Genomic DNA, 25,953 nt, shown 5'->3' on the forward strand with positions numbered 1-25,953 from the left:
CTTTAAACTGGATTAAAGAAAATTTTATAAGGAATAAATTCCCGATCGTTGAATTTACCGGTTTTTTTAAATAAAGGGGGGTAGAATGGTTAAAATTGGTATAATCTGTGCTTTTAAAGAAGAAGCTCAGCACATTTTACAGGAAATGGAGATTGAAGAGGAAGTTGAGCGGCTTAAAACCCGCTTTTATAAGGGTAAATTCATGGGGCGGGAAGTGGTTTTTGTTATTAGTGGGATAGGCAAAGTTAGCTCAGCGCTTTGTACCCATATTCTTATTGATCAGTTTGGAGTGGAATTGGTTATCTTTGCCGGGATTGCAGGAGGTTTAAATCCTGATTTAATTATTGGTGATACCGTAATTGCTACGGAAACATTCTATCATGATATTGATTGGGAAGGTCAGGGAATTGAAAAAAACACAGTCTATTCCGTTTTTCGCACCATTTTTAAGACTGATTCTATACTTATAAAAAAGCTTAAAAAAGGTCTTTCCGACAAAAAGCTCTCGCTGCCGTCAATTCTAAAATCATTACGTCAAGGCAAAGAATTAACAATAACTTTTGGACGAATTCTTACTGGAGATCAGGTAATTGCAAGCAAAAAGAAAGTTCAACAATTATTTGATAAACTGGCTGGTGATTGTGTAGATATGGAAAGTGCGGCAGTTGCTCAGACTTGTTTTTTAAATGATATACCCTTTCTAATTATTCGAACTATTAGTGACCTGGCTGATGAAGGAGCAATGCAAATCATTAAAGAAATTCTGAAACCTGTATTGGAGGTAAATTATCAAATTTTAAAAGAGGTGCTCTTTTTAATTGATTTATGATTTTACTGTAAAAAGCTAATTTTTAGCTTCAAAAAAATTTTTCGAACCATCTAAAGTCCGATTTTAGTGTAATCCATGGGTCTTCTGCCTATGGATTGGTTTATAATCAAAATTATATAACTATAGAACTATATATGTAAGATGGAATTTGTGCTATAATTGATATAAGATTATGGGAAAATTGGGTTAATTTCAAGGGAGGTTTAGAAAAATGGAAATAAAAAAATTAATGGTAATCATGTTAATAGTTTTGGGGTTAGTAATAAAGGCGGGCCCAGTGGTTTACGGGATTGAGATCTTTCCCTTTGATTCCAAACGGCCAATGGCAGACCAGAATGATAATAAACTTTACGATGATCTGGAGTTAGAACTTAAGCTTGAGAAAGATCAATATCCGGTGATTGTTCATTTAACAGAGCCTGCAAATCCCAGGTTATTATCTTATTTAAAATCTAAAATTGGTGATTTTACACCTACGTATATTTATCGCTATTTTAATGGATTTGCCACTCAGTTAACAAAAGAACAGATTTTAAGACTTAGAGAGTATTCTGTTATTGAAAAAATTCAATGGGATGCTCCGGTTGAAATTTATATGGATACTGCTGCTCCTGGCTTTGGAGTACTAAAGGCGCGTCAATATTATCTAGTGGATGGTGATAGAGATGGTGATCCGGGTATTTATACCAGTCAGGATGTAGTGATTGCTTTTATAGATACCGGAATTGATGTAAAACATGTGGATTTACCAGAAAATAAAGTGATAGGTTGGCTGGATCTAATTCAGAATCGTTCAACCCCCTATGATGATCATGGGCACGGAACCCATGTTGCAGGGATTGCAGCTGGTCTTGGAATAGGGAATCAGGATTACATTGGTGTTGCCCCAGGTGCGGCACTGGTGGTAGTAAAGGCTCTCGATGCTGAGGGGAAAAGTAGAATGAGTATTGTAGATGCTGGAATTGAATGGCTGCTTGATCAAAAAGATCAGCTTAAAATTGATATTTTGAGTATTTCTTTTGGTAGTAAAGGAACGGCGGATGGTAGTGATTCTACCTGTCAATTAATTAATCTTCTTGTAGAGAAAGGAATAAATGTTGTCGTTGCTGCTGGGAATCAGGGGGCTGGTCTTCAGACTATTGGTAGTCCGGGCGCTGCAGAAAAAGCTATAACTGTGAGCGGAATGGCAGATCAGGGTGAAGGTGGAGAATTTCTGGCTTATTTTGCAAGTCGAGGCCCTACTTTGGATGGAAGAGCCAAGCCTGATTTATGTGGGCCTGGATGGAGGATAATGGCTCCTCAGGCCAGAACAACTGACCAATATATTGTTTTTAGCGGTACCAGTATGGCTGCACCCTTTACTGCAGGTATTATTGCATTACTTTTGGATTTACAACCTTCGCTCACTCCTGATGAGATTAAAAATATTTTGTTAAAGACCGCCGAAGATTGGGGACCAGAAGGTTGGGATCCAGACTACGGTATGGGAAAAATACAGGTTGAAAATGCTTTGGACCAGCTTAAAGATAAAAGTAATATGGTTTTTGACAATCCCTATCATTTCCGGGCTGAGGAGGATCTTCCTTCAGAAGGGTTTTACGACCAATGGATTGTAGAGTTGGGGAGTACAGACCATATTCTGGCGGTAACCATGGTAACGTATTTAGACGAAGATAAAGATAATTTGAATTTGTATTTATATGACCCTAACGGAAATTTGGTAGCAAAAGGAGAGAGAGGAGGACGGCATGAATGGATTTCCATTTATCCGACTATGGCTGGTCCTTATACATTAGAAGTTGTTTCATATAAAGGAAGTGGTAAATATTATCTAGATTTCTATGGTGATATTTTATTATTTTATCTTGGTGCTGATAATCAATATTAGAAGCGAAAAATTTCTCATAGACTAGACACTATTGAAAGATAACCCTGTATATATTAAAATTGTGAATAAAAAATATTATGATTATACTGCAAAAAGCTAATTTTGAGCGACATAGAAATTTTTCGCCAAATCTTTACGAGATTTCCGACGAAATAAGGCCTCATCTGAGGATTGATGAGCTAATCAAGGGCCAGGAGGGCTCTTCGATTAGGAAGCCTTATTTCGGCGGAAATCGAGCTTTAGATGATTTGAAAAATTTCTCAAAAAGCGAAAAATTAGCTTTTTGCAGTTTAACCATATTATATAAAAATACTAGAAAAGGCAGTGTAGGGATAAGTGATAAAAAGGTCTCCCTGATCAATTGGATTGGTGGAGACTTTCTTAATTGAGTAGGTTGACCTAAATCTGGATAAATAAACCAGATTTAGGTCTTTTTATTCAGGAAATAAACTAACTAAAAGGAAAATAAATCTAAAATTAATCTTGACTACCAATAAAAAATGTGATATTATTTAAATACGGTAATTATATATTTTTCTATAAAAAGGGAGGTGTTAAAAAGCTGAGTAGTTGAGAAGGCGAGAAGTAGAAAGGATGGGTAGGTCTTACACAAACAAAAAATTTTAAAAAGGGGGATGAGTGATGAGGAGAGTATTGGTACTGACTGTTATTTTGATGATGGTTTTCAGTTCTTTTGTTTTTGCTAAGCCTGCTGATAAAGCTAAGCCAATTTTAAACTATGATGCAGATGGTGACAAGATTTTTGAAAATCTGTATCGGGTAATGGAAGTTGGCCAGCCTTCTGATAAGTATAAAGTTATTGTTCTTTTTAATGAAGATGTATCTATTCCAGGTTTAAAGAAACAATTGGGTGATTTTAATGTTAAATTTGAATATAAGTATCTGAAGGGTTTTGCAGGTGAGATGACTAAAGGTCACATACTTGCTCTGGCAAAAATGCCTTTTGTAAAACAAATCCAGTTGGATGCTGAAGTAAAAGCATATATGGATACTGCAAAGTATTGGTTTGGGGTAGAAAAAGCTGTTGCTGATTTTGGTCTTGATGGTGACCGGGATGGAAACCCAACCAGTTATAGTAAAAATGACGTTGTTGTAGCAGTTATCGATACAGGTATTGACGGTAATCATGTTGACTTAGATGGAGGTAAAATTATAGCATGGTATGACTTTGTTAATGGTAAGACAACTCCTTATGATGATCATGGTCATGGTACTCATGTTGCTGCTACCATTGCTGGTACCGGAGAAGGTAATATAAACTACAGAGGGGTTGCTCCTGGTGCTGCTTTAATTGGTTTGAAGGTTTTGAACAGTAATGGTTCAGGTACTACCAGTGACATAGATGCAGCAATCCAATGGTGTATAGATAATAAAGATATCTATGGTATCGATATTATAAGTATGTCTTTAGGTTCTGCTGGTAGTTCAGATGGTACTGATTCTACTTCTCAGTTACTTCAACAGGCTTATAATGCAGGTATTGTTCCTGTTGTAGCTGCCGGTAATGAAGGCCCAGCAGATTATACCATTGGTTCTCCTGCAGCAGCAGAATATGCTATTACTGTTGGTGCTCAAGGCGATGTTGGCGAACAGGGCTTCTTCCAGGCTTACTTCTCCAGCCGTGGTCCAACAGCTGATGGACGGATTAAGCCTGATATTTCTGCCCCAGGTTGGTATATTATGTCTGCTAAAGCTAACACCACCAATGGTTATACAGAAATGAGCGGTACTTCTATGGCGACTCCATTCTGTTCTGGTACTATTGCTCTGATGTTGGATGCTAATCCATCTTTGACACCTGGTGATATTAAGAATATACTTATGAATACTGCTGTAGATTGGGGTCCAGCCGGTAAGGATATTGATTATGGTGCAGGTCGTCTCCAGGCTTATGAGGCTATTAAAGCTGCTGGTGGATACAACGGTACTGGCATAGCTGTTCCTCCACATTTCTATGCTTCTGAAACCTTAGCAGGTACTGGTAATACTGATATTTGGTATCTGGATGTAACCGATACTAGTTATCCAATTGCAGTTACTCTGGTTATGCCTGGCTGGTACCAAAGTGGTTGGTGGATCTTTACAGAAACCCATCCAGATTTCGATTTGTATGTTTATGATCCAAATGGTAACCTGGTTGCTTCTTCAGAAACTAGCAGACGCCAGGAAGATGTACACTTTACTCCAACTATGACCGGTACTTATAAAATTCACGTCTATTCATATGCTGATAGTGGTGACTACTTCTTTGATGTGAGTGCCGGTGCAAATAGTGTGATATTGTATCAAGATCAATAATAAAAAAAGTAACTGGTCTCTACCTTCGGGTAGAGGCCTTTTTTTATTTTGTTTATTTAGATAAAATGATTACACTGCAAAAAGCTAATTTTGAGCGCCATAGAATTTTTCGTTAAACCATCCTATTTCGACTGAAATCGAACTTTAGGTGGTTCGAAAAATTTCTTTATGAAACGAAAAATTAGCTTTTTGCAGTAAAATCATAAAATTGGTATAATAAAAGTAGATGTAAACTAAAAAGTAAAGGAGCAATGTAATGATGAAAATATTGTTGACTACCTTAAATTCAAAATTTATTCATTCCAATCTGGCCCTTCGTTACCTCCGTTCTTATTGCCGGAATTTGCCTTTAAAAATTGAACTTAAGGAGTTTAATATCAATCAGAATTTAGATTATATTTTAGCAGAGATTTATAAGACAAAAGCTGATCTTGTGGCATTTAGCTGTTATATCTGGAATATTATTCCCACACTTCAGCTCTGCGGAAATTTAAAAAAGATCAAACCTGATTTAAAAATTGTGCTTGGTGGTCCGGAAGTAAGTTTTGATTCGGAGAATATTTTAAGGGATCATCCGTATCTGGATTATATCGTCAGAGGTGAAGGTGAAGAGACTTTTTATGAATTATTAGAAAATCTTTTTAATGGTAAAGAAGTTGGACTAATATCTGGGCTTACCTATCGGAAAGGTAATGAAATTATTTCTACACCAGAGCGCCCGCTTATTTCTAATCTGGATAGGATTCCTTCTCCTTTTGAAGATCATCTGGATGAATTTAAGAATAGACTGGTTTATTATGAAAGCAGTCGGGGGTGCCCCTTTAATTGCCAATATTGTCTTTCCTCTACCTTTAAAGGCGTACGTACTTTTTCGATGCAAAGGATTAAAGAAGATCTTTTAAGATTAATTGAGGCAGAAGTAAAAAAGGTCAAATTTGTCGATCGTACTTTTAACTTTAATCCTGACCATGCACTTGAGATCATGCGCTTTCTTGTAGAACACCAGAAAGAGACTACATTTCATTTTGAGATCACTGCCCATCTAATTACAGATGAGATGCTTGATTTTCTCCGCCAGGTTCCTCAGGGGCTTTTTCAGTTTGAAATCGGAGTTCAATCTACCCATAAACCGACTTTGCGGAAGATCAAAAGGGCTTATAACTTTGAGAGGCTGGTTGAGGTGGTAAAGGTTCTTTCAAGCTCTCGTAATATTCATTTACATCTGGATTTAATTGCTGGTTTGCCTGAGGAAAACTATAACAGATTTCAGAAGTCCTTTAACGATGTTTTTGTTTTAAGACCTGACAACCTCCAATTGGGATTTTTAAAACTTCTCAAGGGGTCTGGAATTCGCCAGAATGCAGAAGATTATGGGTATAAGTATATGGATCAACCGCCATATGAAGTATTGGCAAATGATCTGATCAGTTTTGATGAAATTTTGGAATTAAAAATGATAGAAGATTTGTTAGAGACCTTTTATAACTCCCATAAATTCGAATTATCAGTTGACTTTATCATTACTAGGTATTATCGGGAGAATCCTTTTGCTTTCTTTAAAGAGATGAAAGATTACTGGGAAGGCCAGGGATATCACCATAGACCTCACAAAGAGGCGGATTTATATAAATTTCTTTGGAAATTTTATAAAGAAAAGATTAATAAAGATTTGAAAATCTTTCAGGAATATTTAAAATTAGACTTTCTTTGCAGTATCCGTACACATGATTTACCCAACTGGTTAAATCCGGTGAAGGTTAAAGATTATAAAAAGCGTTTTTATCAATTTATTGATGACAGGGATAAAATTGATAAGTATATTCCAGAGCTGGCCCATCTGGGGGGCAAGCAGATTATGCGGCAGATTTTAATTGAACCCTTTGCCTTTGATATTTTTGCCTATAGAGATAAAGGCTATCAAGGTGAGCCAGGAAATGAAACTATCTTTGTGCTCTTTAATTATAAGTGTAAAGATCCAGTTACTGGTTGTGTTCAATATAAAAAGGTCCCACTTGATTAAAAAAGAGGTAATTATATAAAAATGTTGAAATATAGAGTTAAATATTTAGATTGAAGGAGTGAAGATAGTGGAAAACTTAAGGGATCAACTTATGGCATTGCCAAAGGTAGAACTTCATTTGCATTTAGATGGATCAGTTAATCCAGAGACAATTCTGGAGCTGGCTCAAAAAGAAGGAATTGACCTACCAACTGAGAATTTGGATGAACTGCGCCGTTATCTTGAAGTTCCTGAAGATTGCAAATCTCTTGGTGAGTATTTGCAAAAATTTGAATTTCCCCTTGCAGTAATGCAGACTAAAGAAGGGTTAAAAAGAATAGCTTATGAGCTATGTGAGAGAGTAGCTAAAGAAAATGTTCGCTATTTTGAAGTCAGATTTGCTCCTCAATTACATACACGAAAAGGTTTAACTTTAAATGAGGTTGTGGAAGCGGTATTGGATGGACTTAATGAAGGTAAGAGAGAGTTTAATGTCAAAGCCGGATTAATTCTCTGTGCTATGCGTCATCAGCCTGTAGAAATAAACTTAGAAATTGCTGACCTGGCAGCCCGGTTTAAGGAAAAAGGTGTGGTTGCTGTGGATCTTGCTGGAGATGAGGCCAATTTCCCTGTGGAAGATCATGCAGAGGTCTTTGAAAGAGCGAAAGCCAGTGGACTTCATATCACTATTCATGCTGGAGAAGCCGCAGGTGCCCAGAGTGTGGCTAAGGCTATTGAATTGGGTGCAGAACGGATTGGGCATGGAGTACGCTCCTTTGAAGACCCGGAAGTACTGGCAAAATTGAAAGAAAAGAAAATTTTATTGGAGGTCTGTCCGAAGAGTAATCGTCATACTAAAGCAGTAAGGAATATAAGTGAGCATCCAGTTAAGGAATATTTTGATAAAGGTATTAGAGTATCTATAAACACAGATAACCGTACTGTTTCCAATACATCATTAACAGATGAATATCAACTGGTTATGGAGGAGCTGGGCTTTACAGTTGATGAGATTAAAAAGATGATTCTTTACGCTGCTGAAACTGTCTTTTTGCCTGAATCGGAGCGGGATCAGTTGGTGCAGGAGATAAAAGCGGAGTTAGATTTATAAAAGATATAAAGGACCGATTTCAAAAGAGGCTTCAGCTTAAAAGCTGGAGTCTTTTTATTTGCTTTAACCTGTCATCATAATTTTAATAGTATGATTATACTGCAAAAAGCTAATTTTAAGCAACATAGAAATTTTTCGTTAAACCCTTAGTGAGATTTTAGTCGAAATAAGACCTCATCACAGGAGGTGATGAACTAATCAAGGGCCAGGAAGGCCCTTTGATTAGGAAGCCTTATTTCGGCGGAAATCGAACTTTAGATGATTCGAAAAATTTCTCAAGAAGCGAAAAATTAGCTTTTTGCAGTTTAACCATAATATTGTATTAATAAAGAAATAGATAAAGGTTAGATAATTTTCCCTATAAACTGGTTAAAAACCATCTTAAAGAGTTTTATGCAATGTCAATGAAAAAAATCTTTTTTTATGAAGGAATTCTTTTATTTTTATCTAAATGTTTTAAGGAAAAAACTAAAAAAATAATAGGAGGTTGGTTTTTCATGAAAAAAACAACTGTACTGTTTTTAGTCGGGGCTCTGGTCTTAATATTTGGAGGCATGGTATGTGCAAAAGAATTAGAAAATATTAAGCTTATTGGTGGTATTACCTATAATACTTATGACTATACTATTCATTCAATTGAGGGAGTAGCTGATATAAATGAAGAATTAGAAGACTTAAAAAAAGGTGTTGGATTTTTTACAGGTATCCAATATTGGCTTAATGAGTGGGTTGGATTTGAAGCAGGGTTTGATATAGCTGGGAGTTCTTATAAAGATACATTTGATATGATTGAATTTAAATTAAAAAGTAAATTAACTGGACCTTATGGAACCCTAGTTTTACGTCTATTAGATATATTAAAAGTAAATGCAGGTATTGGTTATTATTCTTATAATCTTATCGAATCTATTAAAACGATTGATTTTACAATATCCGAAACAATATCCAAAGGTAATGGTTTTGGAATTTTGCTGGGAGGACAAATTAGTATTCCTATCCAAAATAATTTCTCTATTGATGGTAATGTCGGATGTCGATTAATTAACATTAATGTTGAAGAAGATAATGTTTCTATTAATATGAGTGGTTTCCGTTTTGGTGGAGGTATTACATATCATTATTAATAAAATATCATGGTAATAGGAAAGGAGTCTAAATTGGGGCTCCTTTTTGCAGTTTAATCATAATAAAAAATAACGATGAGATAAAATGGTGGGAGTGATCAAGAAGAACTCTACTAGGAATCTATTCAGGAGCTGGTGGATTGGGTGCCAATCTGTGTGATTTTAAAAGAAATTGTCAGGGCGACTGTTTTACAGAAGGAGTTATCAATGTACATGATATTAAAGAGTAAAGAATAAGCCGAAATAGGTAATTGGGCTTATTTTTTAATGTTTAAGAATTTTTGCAGGTTGTGGATAACATTATGATCAAACTGCACAAAGCTATTTCGGTAAAAAGGACTTGACCTTTATTACCAAATGAAGTATAATTTTAGTATTAACTATTGCATTATACTTTGTTTTTATTATCGGAGTTGAAGTACTGGTTTTTCTTTTTATTGGATTATGGTTTGCTATTATATATAGCTATTAACCTTTTAAATTGGCTTATCGTCCCTGGTTTGGTGAATGGGGTTGTGCCTGGCTTATGATGATTGCCTGTACTGTAAGAATAAGCTTTGTGCTAAGTAATGGTAAGCTAAAGTTGGGGGATTATTATAATTAAATTATTATTTCAAAAGTCTTATGTAAGTTGTTTTGTATTGAGGAGTGATTTTATGGATATACAGGAACGGGAAGCTGTTGGAAAACGGGTATTAATAGTGACTATTATTGGGAATGTAATCTTAACAATATTGAAGGCGATTGCCGGATTTTTATCGGGAAGTACAGCTATGATCTCAGATGCTGTCCACTCTCTCTCTGATATATTGAGTACCGTTGTGGCTATGATTGGGATTAAAATTTCCAGTTTACCTGCTGATGAGGATCACCATTATGGTCATGGTCGTGCGGAAGCAGTAGCTACCAAGATTCTCGCCATGTTAATTGTTTTTACCGGTCTGGGAATTGGTTGGGCTGCTGTTGAGGGGCTTATTCGAGGAGATTATACTATACCTGGTCAGGCTGCTTTATGGGCTGCCTTAATATCGATAGTAAGTAAGGAGTGGATGTATCGATATACCCGGAAAAAAGGAGAAGAGATTAAGAGTAATGCCCTGATAGCCGATGCTCACCATCATCGTTCAGATGCATTTTCATCCATTACTGCATTGATAGGTATTGCTGGTGGCCGTTTGGGTTATCCTATTCTGGATCCTATTGCTGGACTTATCGTTGCAGTCTTGGTTGTAAAAATCGGTGCCGAACTTTACTGGGAATCTATTCAGGAGCTGGTTGATCGGGCGCCGGCCCGTGAGATTTTGAAAGAAATTGCCAGGGCAACTGTATATACAGAAGGAGTTATTAATGTACATGATATTAAAGCCAGGACCCATGGCCCTCATGTTTATGTGGATTTAACGATCTGTGTTAACCGTTTTCTGCCGGTATATAAAGGTCATGAAATAGCTCATGCTACAGTAGATCACATAAAAAAACATCTTCCCGAGGTTAAAGATGTTTTAGTTCATGTCAATCCCTGTGTTCATGTAATAAATGAAGATGACTATCATCTATACTGTAATGAATGCAGTGTTTTACCAAGGGGTGAACTTCTCTTAGGCTTTGATGCTAAAGAGCGGGTTTATGAAAATCGTAAGAAATATAGATTACAGGATAATGAATGATAAAAATGAGCCCAACTATCTGGTTGGGCTCATTTTAATTTAGAAGCTATAGTAAAGTTCAAATTCGTATGGATGGGGCCGTGTATTAACTGCCCGGGCTTCCTCACGCTTTTTAGCAATCCAGTTTTCAATGAAAGATTCGCTCATAACTCCGCCTCGTGTCAAGAACTCATGGTCGGTTTCCAGACAATCTAAGGCTTCATCTAAGCTGGCTGGTAGTGCACCGATTTTGGCCCTTTCTTCAGGAGAAAGTTCAAAAATATTGATATTATACGGTCCGTAACCTTCTTTTCTTGGGTCGATTTTATTGATTATACCATCAATTCCTGCCATAAGAAGAGCTGCAAAGGCAAGGTATGGATTACAGGTTGCATCAGATGGTCTAAATTCAAACCGTTTTTTTGCAGGATCTTTTACATAACCCGGTATCCGGATTACAGAACTACGATTGGAAGTAGCAAAACATATACTGACAGGTGCTTCATATCCGGGTACGAGACGTTTATAGGAGTTAGTTGATGGATTGGTAAATCCCATCAGGGCTTTTGCGTGTTTTAAAATTCCGCCCATGTAATAAAAGGCTATTTCACTTAATCCTTCATATCCTTCGGGATCATAGAAGATATTTTGTCCATCTTTTAATAGGTACATATGGACGTGCATTCCATTGCCTGCCTCACCGAAGATGGGTTTGGGCATGAAGGTCAATGTTTTACCATTCCGGACTGCCACGTTTTTAAGGATATATTTTAAAAGTAATGATGTATCAGCCATTTGCCGGGGAGTATCGAATTCCAGTTCGATCTCCAACTGCCCGGGGCCGCCTACTTCGTGATGGTGGTATTTAACTTGAATACCTGCTTTTTCTAATTCAATGACCATCTCACTTCTTAAGTTATGAAGAGTATCCAAGGGGGGTGCTGCATGGTAACCACCATGCTTACGGTTTTGATAACCCAGGTTTGGATAAAGTTCATTACCTCTCCGCCAATAAGCATTTTCTGCATCCAACTTTAATTTTATATCATGAGCTTCATATTGATAGGCTATATTGTCAAATACATAGAATTCAAATTCAGGACTGATCATATTGGCATCAGCAATTCCTGATTCTTTTAGATAATCTTCGGCCTTTTTAGCAATATATCTCGGATCATGTTCAAAAGGTTCTTTTGTCTCAGAGATAGCGAAGACATCTCCAATCATACTCAAAGTAGGTACATCCCAGAACGGATCCTTAAAAGCACTGGTTATATCAGGAATAAAGACCATATCACTTTTTTCAACTTTGGTATAACCATAATTAGAACCATCAAAACCGATTCCCTCTTCAAAAATTTTAGGAGAGAGTCGGGAGACAGGGATAGTTAGATGTTTTATCTCACCTGTGAGAGCAATCATCCGGAAATCAATCATCTGGATTTGATTTTCCTGGCAGTACCGCTGTAATTCATCATAAGATTTGAACATATTACTTCCCCCTTAAAAATGAATATGCTTTATTGAATAATTATACAGAAAGTAATATTTCTGTTATTAACTTGATTATACATTAATTCAGAATTTCCTGCATATTCTGATAAAATTTCTGGGTAGACCTTCATGATGCTTCGCATTACCATTAGAACAGTGAAAATCAAGCTTTGTTTTAGCCTGTTTTCCAACATTTTGATATTACTTTTTACTGCAAAAAGCTAATTTTGAGCGACATAGAAATTTTTCGTTTAACCATCTTAGTGAGATTTCAGACGAAATAAGGCCTCATCACAGGACGTGATGAGCTAATCAAGGGCCAAGGACGGAAGCCTTATTTCGTCTGAAATCGAACTCTAGATGGTTCGAAAAATTTCTCAAAAAGCGAAAAATTAGCTTTTTGCAGCCAAAAACAACTCATTAGAGTTTATTTTCAGAATTGGGTTACAACTGAATTAAAAGGGGAACCAAAATAGGTACCAGGGCAGAAAGAATAGCACCATTGACAAAAGCAAGTAGGGTAGTTTCGGGATTGGTTAGTCGTGAAATCAAAGGTAAGGTTGTATCCATACTTGTGGCTCCACTAGGTGCAATTGTGGTAATCTGACCAACATGTTTAGCTAAAAAAGGCATAATCAAAACTGCCAGTAATTCCCTGAAAACATTCGTTAAAAAAGCCATGGCTCCTATCTCATTATTATATAAACGTGTTATCAAAATTCCAGATAAGCTATACCATCCAAAACCTGCTCCAATGGCAGTTCCTTCATTTAAAGGAAGATTAATTATAAGTGCACATAAACCTGCTGCAGCAATACTACCTATTGCAATAGCAAGGGGTATTAAAAGGATGCGCCAGCCCTTTTCTTTAAGTCCATACCATATTTTTTTGTTCTGGCCCAGATCTATACCAATACCCAACAGAAGTATTGCCAATGCAATAGTTGAAATCTGTTCTAAATTCTGAACCATTTGATCATTAATGAAAAAACCGAGGCCAATACCGACTCCAACAGCTCCTAATATTAACCATGCCACTTTCTGTCAGCTCCTTTTTTCTTAGAGAATAACCATTTTTCCAGAATCCAGACCAATAAAATACTGCCCAGGATACTAAAAGATGCCAGAAGAAATGATTGCATTCCCAACTTTTTTATTTTACTTATAAGTTCAGGGTTGGAACTGATACCAGCCCCCATGCTGATTAGAAGGATAATAAGTCCTCCTGTGGTAAGCCATTGGGTGTAGGTTTGTAGTTTTGAAGGGATTAAATCCAGATAACCGATTATAAATCCTGCTATTAAAGTGATTAGAATAGTCCACATTTTTTTAACTCCTTATCTTTAAATTTTAAGATTATACTGCAAAAGGCTGATTTTGAGCGACATAGAAATTTTTCGCCAAATCATCTTAGCAAGATTTCCGACGAAATAAGGCCTCATCACAGGAGGTGATGAGCTAATTCTAAGGGCCAGGAGGGCCTTTTGATTAGGAAGCCTTATTTCGGCGGAAATCGAGCTTTAGATGATTCGAAAAATTTCTCAAGAAGCGAAAAATTAGCTTTTTGCAATGCCCGAAGGGCATTTTGTTCTTACTAGCATGCTGCATTATTTTGTTTAGAAGTAAAATTTTCTTTATACTGTAATTGATATAGTTTATAGTAAATTCCCTTCTTTGCAAGTAACTCCTGATGAGTTCCCATTTCACGAATTTTCCCTTTATGGAGAACGATAATCTTATCAGCATGTTGGATAGTAGAAAGGCGGTGGGCGATGATTAGTGTGGTTCTATCTTTGGTCAGTTTCTTTAATGCATCTTGAATTAAAAGTTCGGTTTCGGTATCAATATTGGCTGTAGCCTCATCAAGAATTAAAATGTCGGGATCATAGGCCAGAGTCCTGGCAAATGCTAATAGCTGTCGCTGTCCAGCAGAAAGGGTGGAACCCCGTTCTGTTACCGGTTCATCATATTTCTTTGGCAGTTTACTAATGAACTGGTCAGCATTTACATAGCGAGCGACTTCTTGAATCTTCTCATCGGTGATTGTTTTATCATTCAAACGAATATTACTTTTGATATCTCCTGTAAAGAGGAATACATCCTGTAAAACTATACCAATTCTTTTGCGTAATTCATATTTATCCAGGGTTTTTATATCTTTTCCATCAATCAGAATTTGACCTTTCTGAATATCGTAAAAGCGGCTGATTAAGTTAATTATTGATGATTTACCAGCACCTGTTGCTCCAACAAAAGCAACTGTCTCACCAGGGTTAATGGTAAAGTTTATACCTTTAAGAACCCATTCATCTTCATTATAGGCAAACCAGACATCTTTAAATTCGATAGAACCCCGTACTTGCTCTAATTTCTGGGGTTTTTTTGGATTAGGTATGCCTTCTTTTTCATCTAAAAGCATAAAGATTCGCTCAGAAGAAGCCATAGCTGATTGCAAAATATTATATTTCTCAGTTAAATCTAAAATGGGCCGGAAAAATTGTTGAATATAGTTGACAAAGGCAAAGAGAACACCAAATTGAAGGGAACCCTGAATTACCTGTTTGCCTCCAAACCAGAGAATAATTGCAAGCCCCAGTGATGAGATAATCTCCATCATCGGTCTAAAAATGGCGAAAGCCAGAAGTTCCTCTAAAGTTGCTTTATAGTAGCTCTTATTGATTCTGTCGAATTCATTAAATTTCTTTTTCTCCTGGTTAAAAATCTGAACAATCTTCATCCCGCTAATATTTTCAGCAAGATTTGCATTGACCTGGGCCAATCGGGTTCGCACCTTCCGATAAGCTTCCCTTGCTTTAATTCTAAAGATAATAGTAGAGATAATAATCAGCGGCAGTACGGTAAAGCTGTATAATGCCAATCTGAAATTGAGTTTCAGCATAACAATCAGAATTCCCACTAACATGAATAGATCTTTAAAAAGATTTACTAATACACTGGTATACATTTCATTGAGGGTCTGGACATCATTGGTAACCCGGGTGACAAGCCGTCCTACTGGATTATTATCAAAAAAAGAGAGGGAGAGCTTTTCTATATGAGAGAACAATTCCTCTCTAATGTTAAAGATAATTTTCTGACCGGTCCACTGCAAAAGATAGACCTGACCATAGTTTAAGCAGAATCCTAAAATAAGTAAAGCGATAAAGATCAGGCTAATACGGAAAACAGCATCCGCGTCTTTTTTTCTAAAGAGCTTTAAATCAGCTTTTTTAAGAACTTTTCCAGTAAACTCTTTTTCACCCACTTTGATTATTACCTGTTCATTATCTATGGGCTGGATACTGAAATCTTCGTTGACATTAATAACCCCGGAGATGAGATAATAGGTTCCCTTTTTATAGATTATCTGTTTTCGCTGTACGTTTGGATATAGGCTTTCATCAATTTCATCACTGCGGATATAGTACATTCCCTGATATATAAATCCATCCAGATCAGTTTCGGGCTTTTCTTCAAAGACAAGATATGGACGGTAATAGGCATTAATGTGTTCATCTATAGCTACTTTAACCAGATACGGTCTTAGCAATTCGAGACCGGTAATGGCAAATAAAAGGAGGATGGAAAGGAGAATCCATGACCAATAAGGTTTTGCATAGCGTAACAGGCGACGCATTAATCTTGCATCATAGGCCTTTCCTAAAACCTCTTCTTCGTGAAAGTTTTGCATAGATTTCACTCCCTATCAAGCAGATTCTAAGTTTTCTTCAAGAAGCTGTTTCTCATAGAGGTAACTATACAGTCCGTTAGCTTTCAGTAATTCCTCATGAGTACCTTCCTCAATAATTTCACCCTTTTCTAAGACAATGATATGGTCTGCATCTTTAATGGAAGAAATTCTATGAGAAATAATGATGCTGGTTCTATCCTTCATTATTTTTCTTAATTCTTTAAGAATTTTCTCTTCTGTTTGTGTATCTACCGCTGAGAGACAGTCATCTAAAATGAGAATTTTCGGATTTTTAATAATGGCTCTCGCTATGGAAATACGTTGTTTTTGACCCCCAGAGAGGGTAACACCTCGTTCTCCTACCATAGTTTCAAATTTTTTTGGGAAATCCATAATATTTTCATATACCTGTGCAATTTTGGCTGCTTCTTCTATTTTAGGCATATCTAACTTTTCAAAAGCAAAATTAATATTTTCAGCAATGGTAGTGGAAAAAAGGAAGTTATCCTGGGGTACATAGCCGATATTTTGCCTGAGTGTTTCTAAAGGAATTTGATTTATATCAACTCCGTCAATAAATATTTGCCCTCGTTCTGGATTAAAGAGTCTAAGGAGCAAATTGACCAGAGTGGTTTTACCACTACCGGTACGACCTACAATGGCAAGGGTCTGACCTTCTTTAATAGTTAAATTGATATTTTTTAAAACTGGAGGTGTATCTTTTGAATATCTAAAGGTAAGATTCTTGAATTCAATTTTACCTTTAATGGTATGTTCATATCTGGTATCGGGATAATTATAGATTTCGGGTTTTTCATGTAAGATGGCATTGATTCGTTTCATAGAGGCAGAACCTCGTTGGAAAATATTTATCACCCAACCGATGGCAATAATTGGCCAGGTCATCAGACCTAAATATGTATAGAAAGCCACAAAATCACCCAGGCTGATTTCACCTAACATAACCAATCTGCCACCGTAGCCCAGAATGATTACAAAACTTAAAGTAGCAAAAACTTCGATTAGAGGGTGGAACATTCCCCAGATTCTAACCAGATGCATATTGGCATTCATATTGAGTTGATTGGCTTCAGTAAATTTGTCGATTTCAAATTTTTCCTGCACAAAGGATTTGACCACCCGGATTCCGGCAAAGTTTTCCTGAACTTTGTCAGTTAGTTTGGAAAAGGCATCCTGTACATTTAAGAACCGCTTGTGAATAACCTGGCCAAAACTTGTGACTATAATTGCCAAAAAGGGCAGTGGGATAAGAGAAATGAGAGTTAACCTGACATTAATAGATAGCAATATAGCCAGGGTTGTAAGGGTTAAAAAGAATCCATCAAAAGCAAAAACAATTCCTGGTCCCATAGCCATTCTGACAGAGTTGATATCATTGGTGGCATGGGCCATCAAATCTCCGGTTTTATGATGATTAAAGAAATTGGTTGAGAGTTTTTGCAGATGTGCAAAGAATTTGTTTCTGAGATAGTATTCCATTTTTCTGGATGTACCAATTACAAACCAGCGCCATAAGAATCGAAAGATTGCAATTCCCAAAGCGATAGCTATGATTAACACAGTATAATACAGTAGTTCTTTTAAGGTCAGGTTTCCTTCTTGAAATCGGTCAGTTATAGTTCTTAAAAGTTGAGGTGTAATTAATTGGAGTGCATCTGTAAAGGCAACCCAGATAATTCCCAATATATACATCCATTTATGTTCTTTGATAAAGGGCCATAAGGTTTTAAAACTTCGCAAAATAAATCCTCCTTTGATGAAATTTAATTCTATTAGCAATTATATCGCATTGCGAAAGTAAATAAAAGAGTTTTTTAACGTTTTGACCGAAAAAAAGAAAAATATAATATAAGGTTAAACTGTGATTCACGAATCCCGCTATTCTAGTAAAGCGCAGAACTTATGATTATAAGTCAAAATTTAGCTTAAGAAAGGCAGGATTTCTTCTATTTTTACCCGAATTGTAAGGTAAAATAAATTTGGGGGTGAATTAAAAATGGTTTTTTTTCATATTTTTTTATTGGTATTATTTATAATTGTAGGGGTAGCAGGTTTAATTTATCGGGTTGACGAAGGGGTTTTTATTGGTTTAACACTGGCTCCCTGGGAGGTCCGGATAGTACTGGCCTTTTTTGGTAAAGTAAATCAAAAATTAGTCAAAATGCTGATTATTATTGCCGGAATAATTGGTGTGATCTATTTTCTTCTCCAAAGCCGCTGGGCCTGGGCATTGGCAATGGCAGGAGTTCAGGGATATATTTATCTGATAGTTACCAGATCTGTCTCCAAACTTATTAAAAAAGAGGAAACTGATAATGATAAAAAAAATAAAGGTTAAACTACAAAAAGCTAATTTTTCGCTTCAGAAGAAATTTTTCGAACCATACTAAAGCTCGATTTCTGCCGAAATAAGGCTTCCTGATTCAAAGGGCCCTCCTGGCCCTTAGAACTAGCTCAGCACCTCCTGTGATGACTTTATTTCGTCGGAAATCTCGCTAAGATGGTTTAGCGAAAAATTTCTATGTTGCTCAAAATTAGCTTTTTGCAGTATAATCAATAAAAAGATGTACATGAAAGTTATGAATTAATATAATAAGCACTAAAAAAGGGGCTGTCTCAAAAGTAATTAATTACTTTTGGGCATGGCCCCTTTTTTCATTGTTCATTTTAAATTCATTGAAAATTTTTCTGTTAAGAAAATAAAAACCCATACCTGACATTCTATACTGTTGCCAGTTTAGCCAGGTTATGGGCTATACACAGTAAACCCCATTCAATTTTTACTTTCTCAAGGCCACGAAGCAGAAATCTCCGGAATGACCAATTACCTTTGATCCTTCCAAAGACAGATTCCGCTTCAATTGCTCTTTGAGAACGGAGTTTCATACCTTTATCGGAACAAAGGTTTTCCTTTACCTTTTGCTTATATTCACGTAATTTAAAATTTATTCTTATTACTCGATCACCTTTGGCCTTGGTACAATTTTCTTTTAACTCACACCCATCACAATTTTCGCATTTGTAATATCTAATTTGTTTAGTATATCCATTTTCAGTCTTAATTTCTTTTGTCTTACAGTAAATGAGTCTTCTTTGAACAGGACAAATAAACTCGTCGTTTTCTTTATCATACGGCCAGTTTTCTACTTTAAATATATCATTTTTAAACTTCTTCTTTTGTTCTTTATGAAAAGTATTATACTTAACATAAATATTAGTATTGGCTTTCTCTAAGTAATCATAATTTTCCTCACTACCATAACCTGAATCAGCTATCACATTTTCCGGAATCTTACCTGTAACTTCTTTTACTTTTTCTAAATGAGGTATTAAGCATCTTGAATCTGCCGGCCTTTGATGAATACTATAACCAACTACAAACTGATTCTCTGTACCTATCTGAACATTATATGCGGGCTTCAATTGCCCATTTTTCATGTGGTCTTCTTTCATTCTCATAAAAGTTGCATCAGTATCTGTTTTAGAATAACTGTTTCGTCCATTTAAAATCTCTTCCTGTTGCTCATATTTTTTCATTCTGGGAAGACATTTAGTCTTGAGCTCTTTAATTGTTTTCTTTAACTTCTTGTTTTTGGAGTTCTTTTCTAGACGTTCTTCAAGTTCCTTAATTTTTTCTTCGAGTTTCTTTGAATCTATTTCTTTTCCTTCACCCATCTCCTCCAGGTCATTATCCCCATACAATCTATTCTCTTCTTCGTTGGTTTTCTCAATCTCTTTTAAAAGTTCATTAATTTTTGCCCTAAGCCTTGCTTTGTACTTCTTTGTCGCTTTTCTCCAGACAAAGCTATATTTGTTTGCATTAGCTTCTATTTTTGTACCATCTAAAAAGTAATTCTCTAACTTTACATATCCTTCTTCTATAAGAAGTTCCAATACTGATGCAAATACCTCATCAATAACATCTTTCATGATCTCTGATCTGAATCGGTTTATCGTCCGAAAATCAGGTTTATTGTTACCACTAAGCCACATAAAATAAATATTTTCCCGAAGTGCCTTGGCAATTCGTCTTGATGAATATATTCTCTGAGTATAGGCATATACTATAACCTTAAGCATCATTTTCGGATGGTAGCTGCTTCTACCCCCACCTTTATATTTTTCAAGCAGGGGTTCAATATTCATCCTTTCTATAGCTGAATTTACCACCCTTACTAAATGATTTTCAGGAATAAACACATCAAAACTCAAAGGCAACATTGTCTGATTCATATTATATTCAATAAATGTCTTTTTATTATGGTTTTTCCTCTTCATATTTATATTTTACCATAAAAAAAAGGTGTTGTCTTTATAAAAATTTCTGACAACACCTTTCTTTTAATATTTACTTTTGGGGGTTATAAAGGGACTTTTGGGACAGCCCCTTTTTTAATAATTTATTATGATGCTTTTTTACTATCACTGGAATTTTTTTCTTTAGAAGCTTCATTAGCAGCTTTTTTGTATTCGCTGCTGCGGTTATCAGTGATATAAAATCCTGAGCCTTTAAAGATAACACCTACAGCACTAATAACCCGGTGTACTTTTCCTTTGCAGGTTGGACATTCAGTTAAAGGCTCTGCAGTAATCTTTTCAAATCTTTCGAAACGTCCACAATTTTCACATTTATATTCATAAGTTGGCATCTCAAACACCTCCGCTGAATTAATTCCTGTACAATATTCTAATTTGTGAAAAAATCTTTGTCAAGTTAAAAAGAGATTATCAATCAGCGTGATAAATATCATAGTTAATTTTTTTATCAGCAGGTATAATAATTATAGTTGGTTAAACTGCAAAAAGCTAATTTTTCGCTTCTTTAGAAATTTTTCGAATCATCTAAAGCTCGATTTCTGCCGAAATAAGGTTTCCTGACTCAAAGGGCCCTGCTGGCCCTTAGAACTAGCTCATCACCTCCTGTGATGAGGCCTTATTTCGTCGGAAATCTCGCAAAGATTTGGCGAAAAATTTCTATGTCATTCAAAATTAGCTTTTTGCAGTATAATCATAGTTAAGATAAAATTATAAGAATAAAAGGAGTGAGATAAAGATGGTATTACGCAAGATTGTTAAAATTAATGAAGAACTCTGCAACGGTTGTGGTAAATGTGTCTCTCCCTGTGCAGAAGGAGCAATCCAAATTGTTAATGGAAAAGCGAAGGTTATTAGAGAAGAACTTTGTGATGGAGCAGGTTTCTGCCTTGGAGTCTGTCCTACAGGGGCCCTTACTATTGAGGAGAGGGAAGCTAAACCCTTTGATCATAAGGCAGTAGAAGAACATCTTAAGTCCAAAGAGGTTAAACAGGAGATAGAAATCAACTGTTTTAACTGTGGGCGAAGTGAATATGATGCCCCCATGTTCCCCATCCGTTATAAAGGAGATAGCAAATGGGCCTGTGCCAAATGTTTGCCTCAACTGATTCATGGATAATGAAAAATATAAAACCCGTGTCTTACTTGATTAAAAGGCACGGGTTATTTTTTAAGCCAGTAAAAAGAGGTTATCTCTAAATTTTGTTGAATTAATATAATTACATATTTGTTATTCAGTGATAAAGATAATTTAATAATATATTGTTAATAACACATAAAAAATTACAAAAAAATTAGCCTTAAGTAACATTGACAGTAAGTAATTTGTTAATGTATACTAAGATTGAAAAAGGTTAGTATGTCTATTTGTGAAAAAATCAACAAACCAAAAGAGAGGGGTATGCAAATGAAAAAGGTGGTAAAGTGGTTTTGTCTAGTGGTTTTAATCGTTGGACTTCTTGTTGGTTGTAGTCAAAAAAAAGAAGAGGCTGTGGATTTGAAGAATGCTGATTGGACTGAGATTGAAGAGTTGGCCAGGGGTACAGAGGTTAATATTTACATGTGGGGCGGTAGTACAGCTATTAATAAATGGATGGATACTTATGTTAGTGAGACTATGAAAGAACGGTATAATTTAAAAGTTAATAGGGTTCCTATGAATGCCAGTGAATTTATTAATAAGTTACTTACTGAAAAAGAAGCTGGAAAGGAAAAAGGTTCTATTGATGTAATCTGGATTAATGGGGAAAATTTCCGGACTGCCAGACAGGCTGACTTACTCTGGGGACCATTTACCCATCAGATTCCCAATTTTAGAAAGTATGTAGATCAAAATGATCCTGGTATTAAGTACGATTTCGGTTATCCGGTAGAGGGGTATGAAGCACCATGGGGTCGGGCTCAGATGGTATTGATCTATAATTCAGAAAAAGTGCCCAATCCGCCAAGAAACTTTGATGAGTTGAAAGAATGGGTTAAAGCTAATCCCGGTAGGTTTACTTATCCTGCATTACCTGATTTTACAGGCAGTGCCTTTGTTCGTATGGCGCTTTATCATACTACCGGCGGTTATGAGCAATATCTTTCCGGATTTGATCAGAAACTTTTAGATGAGAAGATTGGTTTATTGTGGGACTATCTTAATGAGATTGAACCTTACCTCTGGCGGCAGGGCAAAACTTATCCACAGGATCTTGCACAATTGGATAATCTCTATGCACAGGGTGAAGTCTGGATGACTATGGATTACAACCCTGCAAAAGCTGCTAATATGATTGCTCAGGGTGTATTTCCTGAAAGTAGTCGGAGTCTGGTTTTTGATACCGGAACTATTGCTAATACCCATTTTCTGGCTATTCCTTTCAATGCACCTAATAAAGCTGGAGCTATGGTACTGATTAACTTCCTGGAATCCCCGGAAGCTCAGATTTCCAAGTTTAAACCCGAAAATTGGGGTGATATGATAGCACTTGATGTTACTAAATTACCGGAAAAATATCAAAAGCAAATTGAGTCTATTCGTCAGAGTGAAGCTACCCTTTCTCTTAAAACTTTAAAAGAGCATAGTGTACCTGAAATTCCTTCCGCATATATTCCGGTGATTGAAGAAGGTTGGGAAGCTAATGTATTAAAGAAATAGGAAGGCTGAGAGATAGTGAAAATCATGTCAGGTCAAATTATCATAGCAAAATTAAAACCCTATCTGAAGCTTTTACCTGTACTTTTTGTAGTAGTCTTTCTCTTCGGGGGAGGATTAGTTTTGGGGTTGGTACGGAGTTTGGGGTACCAGCCCCTTTTAGGAAAAACTCATCTGACTTTGAAATTTTATAGTCAGGTTTTGAAAAATCCAGATTTTTTAGTTAATTTTAAGTATACTCTATTTATTGCCAGTATTTCGACACTTCTCTCAACTATTATTGGGGTTCTTCTGGCTATGCTGTTGGTTGTAAAGGCCAGGGAATGGCAAAATTTACGTCTGTTATACAAATTACCGATGATGGTTCCTCACATGGTTGCAGCATTTATGATAACCGATTTCTTAAATCAGGGTGGTTTAATTGCGCGGCTTCTCTTTCATTTGGGACTGATTGAAAGGATGGAACAGTTTCCAATATTGGTTTATGATCGCTATGGTCTGGGAATTATTTTGGTTTATCTATGGAAAGAAATTCCTTTTATCACTCTGATGGTTTTTAGTGTTATGGAAAAGATCAATACGCATTTTTGGGATGCAGCGGCAAATTTAGGGGCCAGTTCAATTCAGATCTGGACAAAGATTATTTTGCCTTTATCATGGCCCAGTATTATTTCTGCAGCAATTATTGTTTTTGCATTTACTTTTGGAGCTTTTGAGATACCTTACCTGGTGGGAAGTATTTATCCAACCACCCTTTCGGTCTGGGCATTTAAAAGTCATATAAACGCAGATCTTTATCGTCGTCCAGAATCCCTGGCCATAAGTATGATTATTGCCTTTATATCCATGATTTCTGTCTGGATTTATCTTAAATTCAGTAATGCTTATCTGGATGAAAAGATATTACACCAAAACCGCCAGAACCAGGAAGGGGGAAGAGGGTGCTGATGGAAAAATTATTTAAAAAACTATCTTTACCTTTCATTTTAGTAGGAATGTTTATCTTTTTTGCCCTTCCTTTTCTCTCCCTGGTTTTATGGTCAGTTGGAAAAGATTGGTGCTGGCCTCGAATATTTCCCGCTCAGTTTAGTGGACAGGCCTGGAGGTATCTTTTTGAGAACTATGACAGTATGGGAGAAGCTGTATTGACCAGTGTTCTTCTTGCGGGGACAGTTACTTTAATAGTGACTGTGATCAGTATCCCAGCTAGCCGGACACTTGCTCTGGATCATTTTAGAGGAAAAAGATTGATCGAGATTCTTATATTTTTACCCATTATTGTCCCCCCTATTGCTGTGGTGATGGGAATTCATCTAATCTTTATTAAGTTAGGATTGGTAGATACTTTTACCGGGGTGGTCCTGGCCCATTTAATTCCTACAACTCCTTATATGGTGCGAATTTTAAAGACGGTCTATGCATTTGTTGGTAGAAAAATGGAGGAACAAGCGGAAGCATTAGGAGCAAACGGGTGGCAGACTTTCTGGTATATAACCTTGCCAATGATTACCCCAGGAATTATCACAGGCGGGATATTGGTTTTTCTTATATCTTTAAGCCAATATCTGTTAACATTTTTAATCGGTGGTGGACGGGTATTTACTTTGCCTTTGGTTTTATTTCCCTTTGTAACCAGTGGTAATCGTCCACTGGCTGCTGTATTGAGCCTGTTATTTACTGTACCCGGTATTTTTATGATCCTTATTACTGAGTTCTATTTAAGGCGCCGATATGCGGATATAGATCTTTATTTTGTTTAAGGAGTGGCATGCTAGATGGCAGAGATTAAACTAGATAAAATTAGCAAGAGTTTTGGAGAAAAAGAAGTGGTCAAAAATCTTGAATTAACTGTTAAGCAGGGAGAACTTATGGTACTATTAGGCCAATCTGGATGTGGTAAAACTACAACGTTGAAGATGATTGCAGGACTATTAGATCCAGATGCTGGAGAAATTTATTTTGATGGTGAACCTATTACCCATCTAAAGGGAAGAGAGAGGGGGGCTGTGATGGTCTTTCAGGACTATCGTTTATTCCCCCATATGACTGTTTATGAGAATATTGCCTTTGGTCTTAAGGTACGGAAAAAAGATCGGAATTTTATAAAAAAGAAAGTAGAATGGGCGCTTAAAATGGTCGAATTACCGGGGGTTGAGAAACGATATCCCTCAGAACTTTCCGGTGGTCAAAGGCAGCGAATAGCGCTGGCACGGGCCCTTGTCTTAGAGCCCAGAGTATTACTTTTAGATGAACCTTTAAGTAACCTGGATGCTGTCTTACGGGATAAAATGAGGAAATTGATTTTAAACCTTCACAAAACCCTCAATCTGACCACTATATTTGTTACCCATGATCAGAAAGAAGCGATGGTGCTGGCTGACCGGATTGCGATTATGAAAGACGGAGTTATCCAGCAGGTGGCTTCCCCAACAGAGATATATTACCGTCCCGCTAATTCCTGGATAGCTAGTTTTGTAGGACAGGCTAACTTGATTTCTGGTAAGGTGACCGAATCTCACCTCAAATCCATATTAGGAAGCTGGGATTTATCTCAGCTAAAAGAGGATCAATGGCTAGAACTGAAGAATCACAGATATAGAATCCAACCTAAAGAGGTAAAAATATTAATTCGACCGGAAGAGATAAAACTTTTAAGAAAAAATAGTTCTGGTTTAATGGAAGATAATCAGGTTAGTGGGGAGATTGAAGAGTACACTTTTACAGGGGAGAATTGGTTTTATCATGTACGGGTCGGTAATGAAAAGGTACTGGTAAGGGGCTCAGGTAAAGAACAATTTACTCCAGGAGAAATGGTTAATTTGGAAGTGAATAAAGAAGCTATTTGTATTTATTCCAAATCTTAAGGTATGGAGGGAGAG

The 25,953-nt window shown here is 36.4% G+C and carries 20 protein-coding genes; 13 read left to right on the forward strand and 7 right to left on the reverse strand.

Annotated elements, in window-relative coordinates; all coding sequences use genetic code 11:
* Positions 1-85: 85 nt before the first annotated feature.
* From BBF96_RS01185 to BBF96_RS01220, 7 genes are all read left to right on the forward strand, one after another.
* A complete protein-coding gene (locus BBF96_RS01185; protein ID WP_127015454.1) occupies positions 86-829 on the forward strand; it encodes a 5'-methylthioadenosine/adenosylhomocysteine nucleosidase in 744 nt (247 codons plus the stop codon).
* Positions 830-1,040: 211 nt separating this feature from the next.
* Complete coding sequence (locus BBF96_RS01190; protein ID WP_127015455.1) at positions 1,041-2,717, forward strand: S8 family peptidase; 1,677 nt, start codon at positions 1,041-1,043, stop codon at positions 2,715-2,717.
* Between the two features lie 642 nt (positions 2,718-3,359).
* A complete protein-coding gene (locus BBF96_RS01200; protein WP_127015457.1) occupies positions 3,360-5,036 on the forward strand; it encodes a S8 family serine peptidase in 1,677 nt (558 codons plus the stop codon).
* 259 nt (positions 5,037-5,295) lie between these two features.
* The gene (locus BBF96_RS01205) at positions 5,296-7,056 is read left to right on the forward strand and encodes a B12-binding domain-containing radical SAM protein (protein WP_164730834.1); all 1,761 of its coding nucleotides are present in this window, start codon (positions 5,296-5,298) and stop codon (positions 7,054-7,056) included.
* Between the two features lie 67 nt (positions 7,057-7,123).
* A complete protein-coding gene (gene add, locus BBF96_RS01210; protein ID WP_205665683.1) occupies positions 7,124-8,146 on the forward strand; it encodes an adenosine deaminase in 1,023 nt (340 codons plus the stop codon).
* 497 nt (positions 8,147-8,643) lie between these two features.
* On the forward strand, positions 8,644-9,270 hold the full coding sequence (locus BBF96_RS01215; RefSeq protein ID WP_164730835.1) for a porin family protein: 627 nt from the start codon (positions 8,644-8,646) through the stop codon (positions 9,268-9,270).
* 656 nt (positions 9,271-9,926) lie between these two features.
* The gene (locus tag BBF96_RS01220; RefSeq protein ID WP_127015461.1) at positions 9,927-10,937 is read left to right on the forward strand and encodes a cation diffusion facilitator family transporter; all 1,011 of its coding nucleotides are present in this window, start codon (positions 9,927-9,929) and stop codon (positions 10,935-10,937) included.
* 39 nt (positions 10,938-10,976) lie between these two features.
* On the opposite strand, the gene glnA is transcribed toward BBF96_RS01220, so the two are convergent.
* From glnA to BBF96_RS01245, 5 genes are all read right to left on the reverse strand, one after another.
* Positions 10,977-12,407, reverse strand: a complete 1,431-nt coding sequence (gene glnA, locus BBF96_RS01225; protein WP_127015462.1) for a type I glutamate--ammonia ligase — start codon at positions 12,405-12,407, stop codon at positions 10,977-10,979.
* Between the two features lie 447 nt (positions 12,408-12,854).
* Complete coding sequence (locus tag BBF96_RS01230) at positions 12,855-13,448, reverse strand: LysO family transporter (protein WP_127015463.1); 594 nt, start codon at positions 13,446-13,448, stop codon at positions 12,855-12,857.
* A complete protein-coding gene (locus BBF96_RS01235; protein WP_127015464.1) occupies positions 13,436-13,735 on the reverse strand; it encodes a LysO family transporter in 300 nt (99 codons plus the stop codon). Before BBF96_RS01235 ends, BBF96_RS01230 begins: the two co-directional genes overlap by 13 nt.
* A gap of 269 nt (positions 13,736-14,004) precedes the next feature.
* Entirely contained in the window at positions 14,005-16,101 is a 2,097-nt protein-coding gene (locus BBF96_RS01240) for an ABC transporter ATP-binding protein (protein ID WP_127015465.1), read from the reverse strand.
* 15 nt (positions 16,102-16,116) lie between these two features.
* On the reverse strand, positions 16,117-17,862 hold the full coding sequence (locus tag BBF96_RS01245; protein WP_127015466.1) for an ABC transporter ATP-binding protein: 1,746 nt from the start codon (positions 17,860-17,862) through the stop codon (positions 16,117-16,119).
* Positions 17,863-18,118: 256 nt separating this feature from the next.
* On the opposite strand from BBF96_RS01245, the gene BBF96_RS01250 reads away from it, so the two are divergent.
* Entirely contained in the window at positions 18,119-18,460 is a 342-nt protein-coding gene (locus BBF96_RS01250; protein ID WP_127015467.1) for a hypothetical protein, read from the forward strand.
* A gap of 383 nt (positions 18,461-18,843) precedes the next feature.
* Here the strand turns inward: BBF96_RS01250 and BBF96_RS01255 are convergent, their stop codons facing one another.
* Positions 18,844-20,400, reverse strand: coding sequence for an IS1182 family transposase (locus BBF96_RS01255; protein WP_127015468.1), 1,557 nt, complete (start codon positions 20,398-20,400; stop codon positions 18,844-18,846).
* Positions 20,401-20,525: 125 nt separating this feature from the next.
* Positions 20,526-20,771 (reverse strand): FmdB family zinc ribbon protein, encoded by a 246-nt coding sequence (locus tag BBF96_RS01260; protein WP_127015469.1) that lies wholly within the window; start codon positions 20,769-20,771, stop codon positions 20,526-20,528.
* A gap of 404 nt (positions 20,772-21,175) precedes the next feature.
* On the opposite strand from BBF96_RS01260, the gene BBF96_RS01265 reads away from it, so the two are divergent.
* From BBF96_RS01265 to BBF96_RS01285, 5 genes are all read left to right on the forward strand, one after another.
* Positions 21,176-21,556, forward strand: coding sequence for an ATP-binding protein (locus tag BBF96_RS01265; protein ID WP_127015470.1), 381 nt, complete (start codon positions 21,176-21,178; stop codon positions 21,554-21,556).
* A gap of 288 nt (positions 21,557-21,844) precedes the next feature.
* Positions 21,845-23,077, forward strand: a complete 1,233-nt coding sequence (locus BBF96_RS01270; protein ID WP_236777857.1) for an ABC transporter substrate-binding protein — start codon at positions 21,845-21,847, stop codon at positions 23,075-23,077.
* A gap of 24 nt (positions 23,078-23,101) precedes the next feature.
* Positions 23,102-24,022 (forward strand): ABC transporter permease, encoded by a 921-nt coding sequence (locus tag BBF96_RS01275; RefSeq protein WP_236777905.1) that lies wholly within the window; start codon positions 23,102-23,104, stop codon positions 24,020-24,022.
* Positions 24,022-24,834: an ABC transporter permease gene (locus BBF96_RS01280; RefSeq protein ID WP_127015472.1), complete on the forward strand. Its 813-nt coding sequence runs from the start codon at positions 24,022-24,024 to the stop codon at positions 24,832-24,834. The genes BBF96_RS01275 and BBF96_RS01280 overlap by 1 nt, the downstream gene beginning before the upstream one ends.
* Positions 24,835-24,849: 15 nt before the next feature.
* Positions 24,850-25,938: an ABC transporter ATP-binding protein gene (locus tag BBF96_RS01285; protein WP_127015473.1), complete on the forward strand. Its 1,089-nt coding sequence runs from the start codon at positions 24,850-24,852 to the stop codon at positions 25,936-25,938.
* The last annotated feature ends 15 nt before the right edge of the window (positions 25,939-25,953 follow it).

The sequence above is a fragment of the Anoxybacter fermentans genome (assembly GCF_003991135.1).
GTDB lineage: Bacteria > Bacillota > Halanaerobiia > DY22613 > DY22613 > Anoxybacter > Anoxybacter fermentans.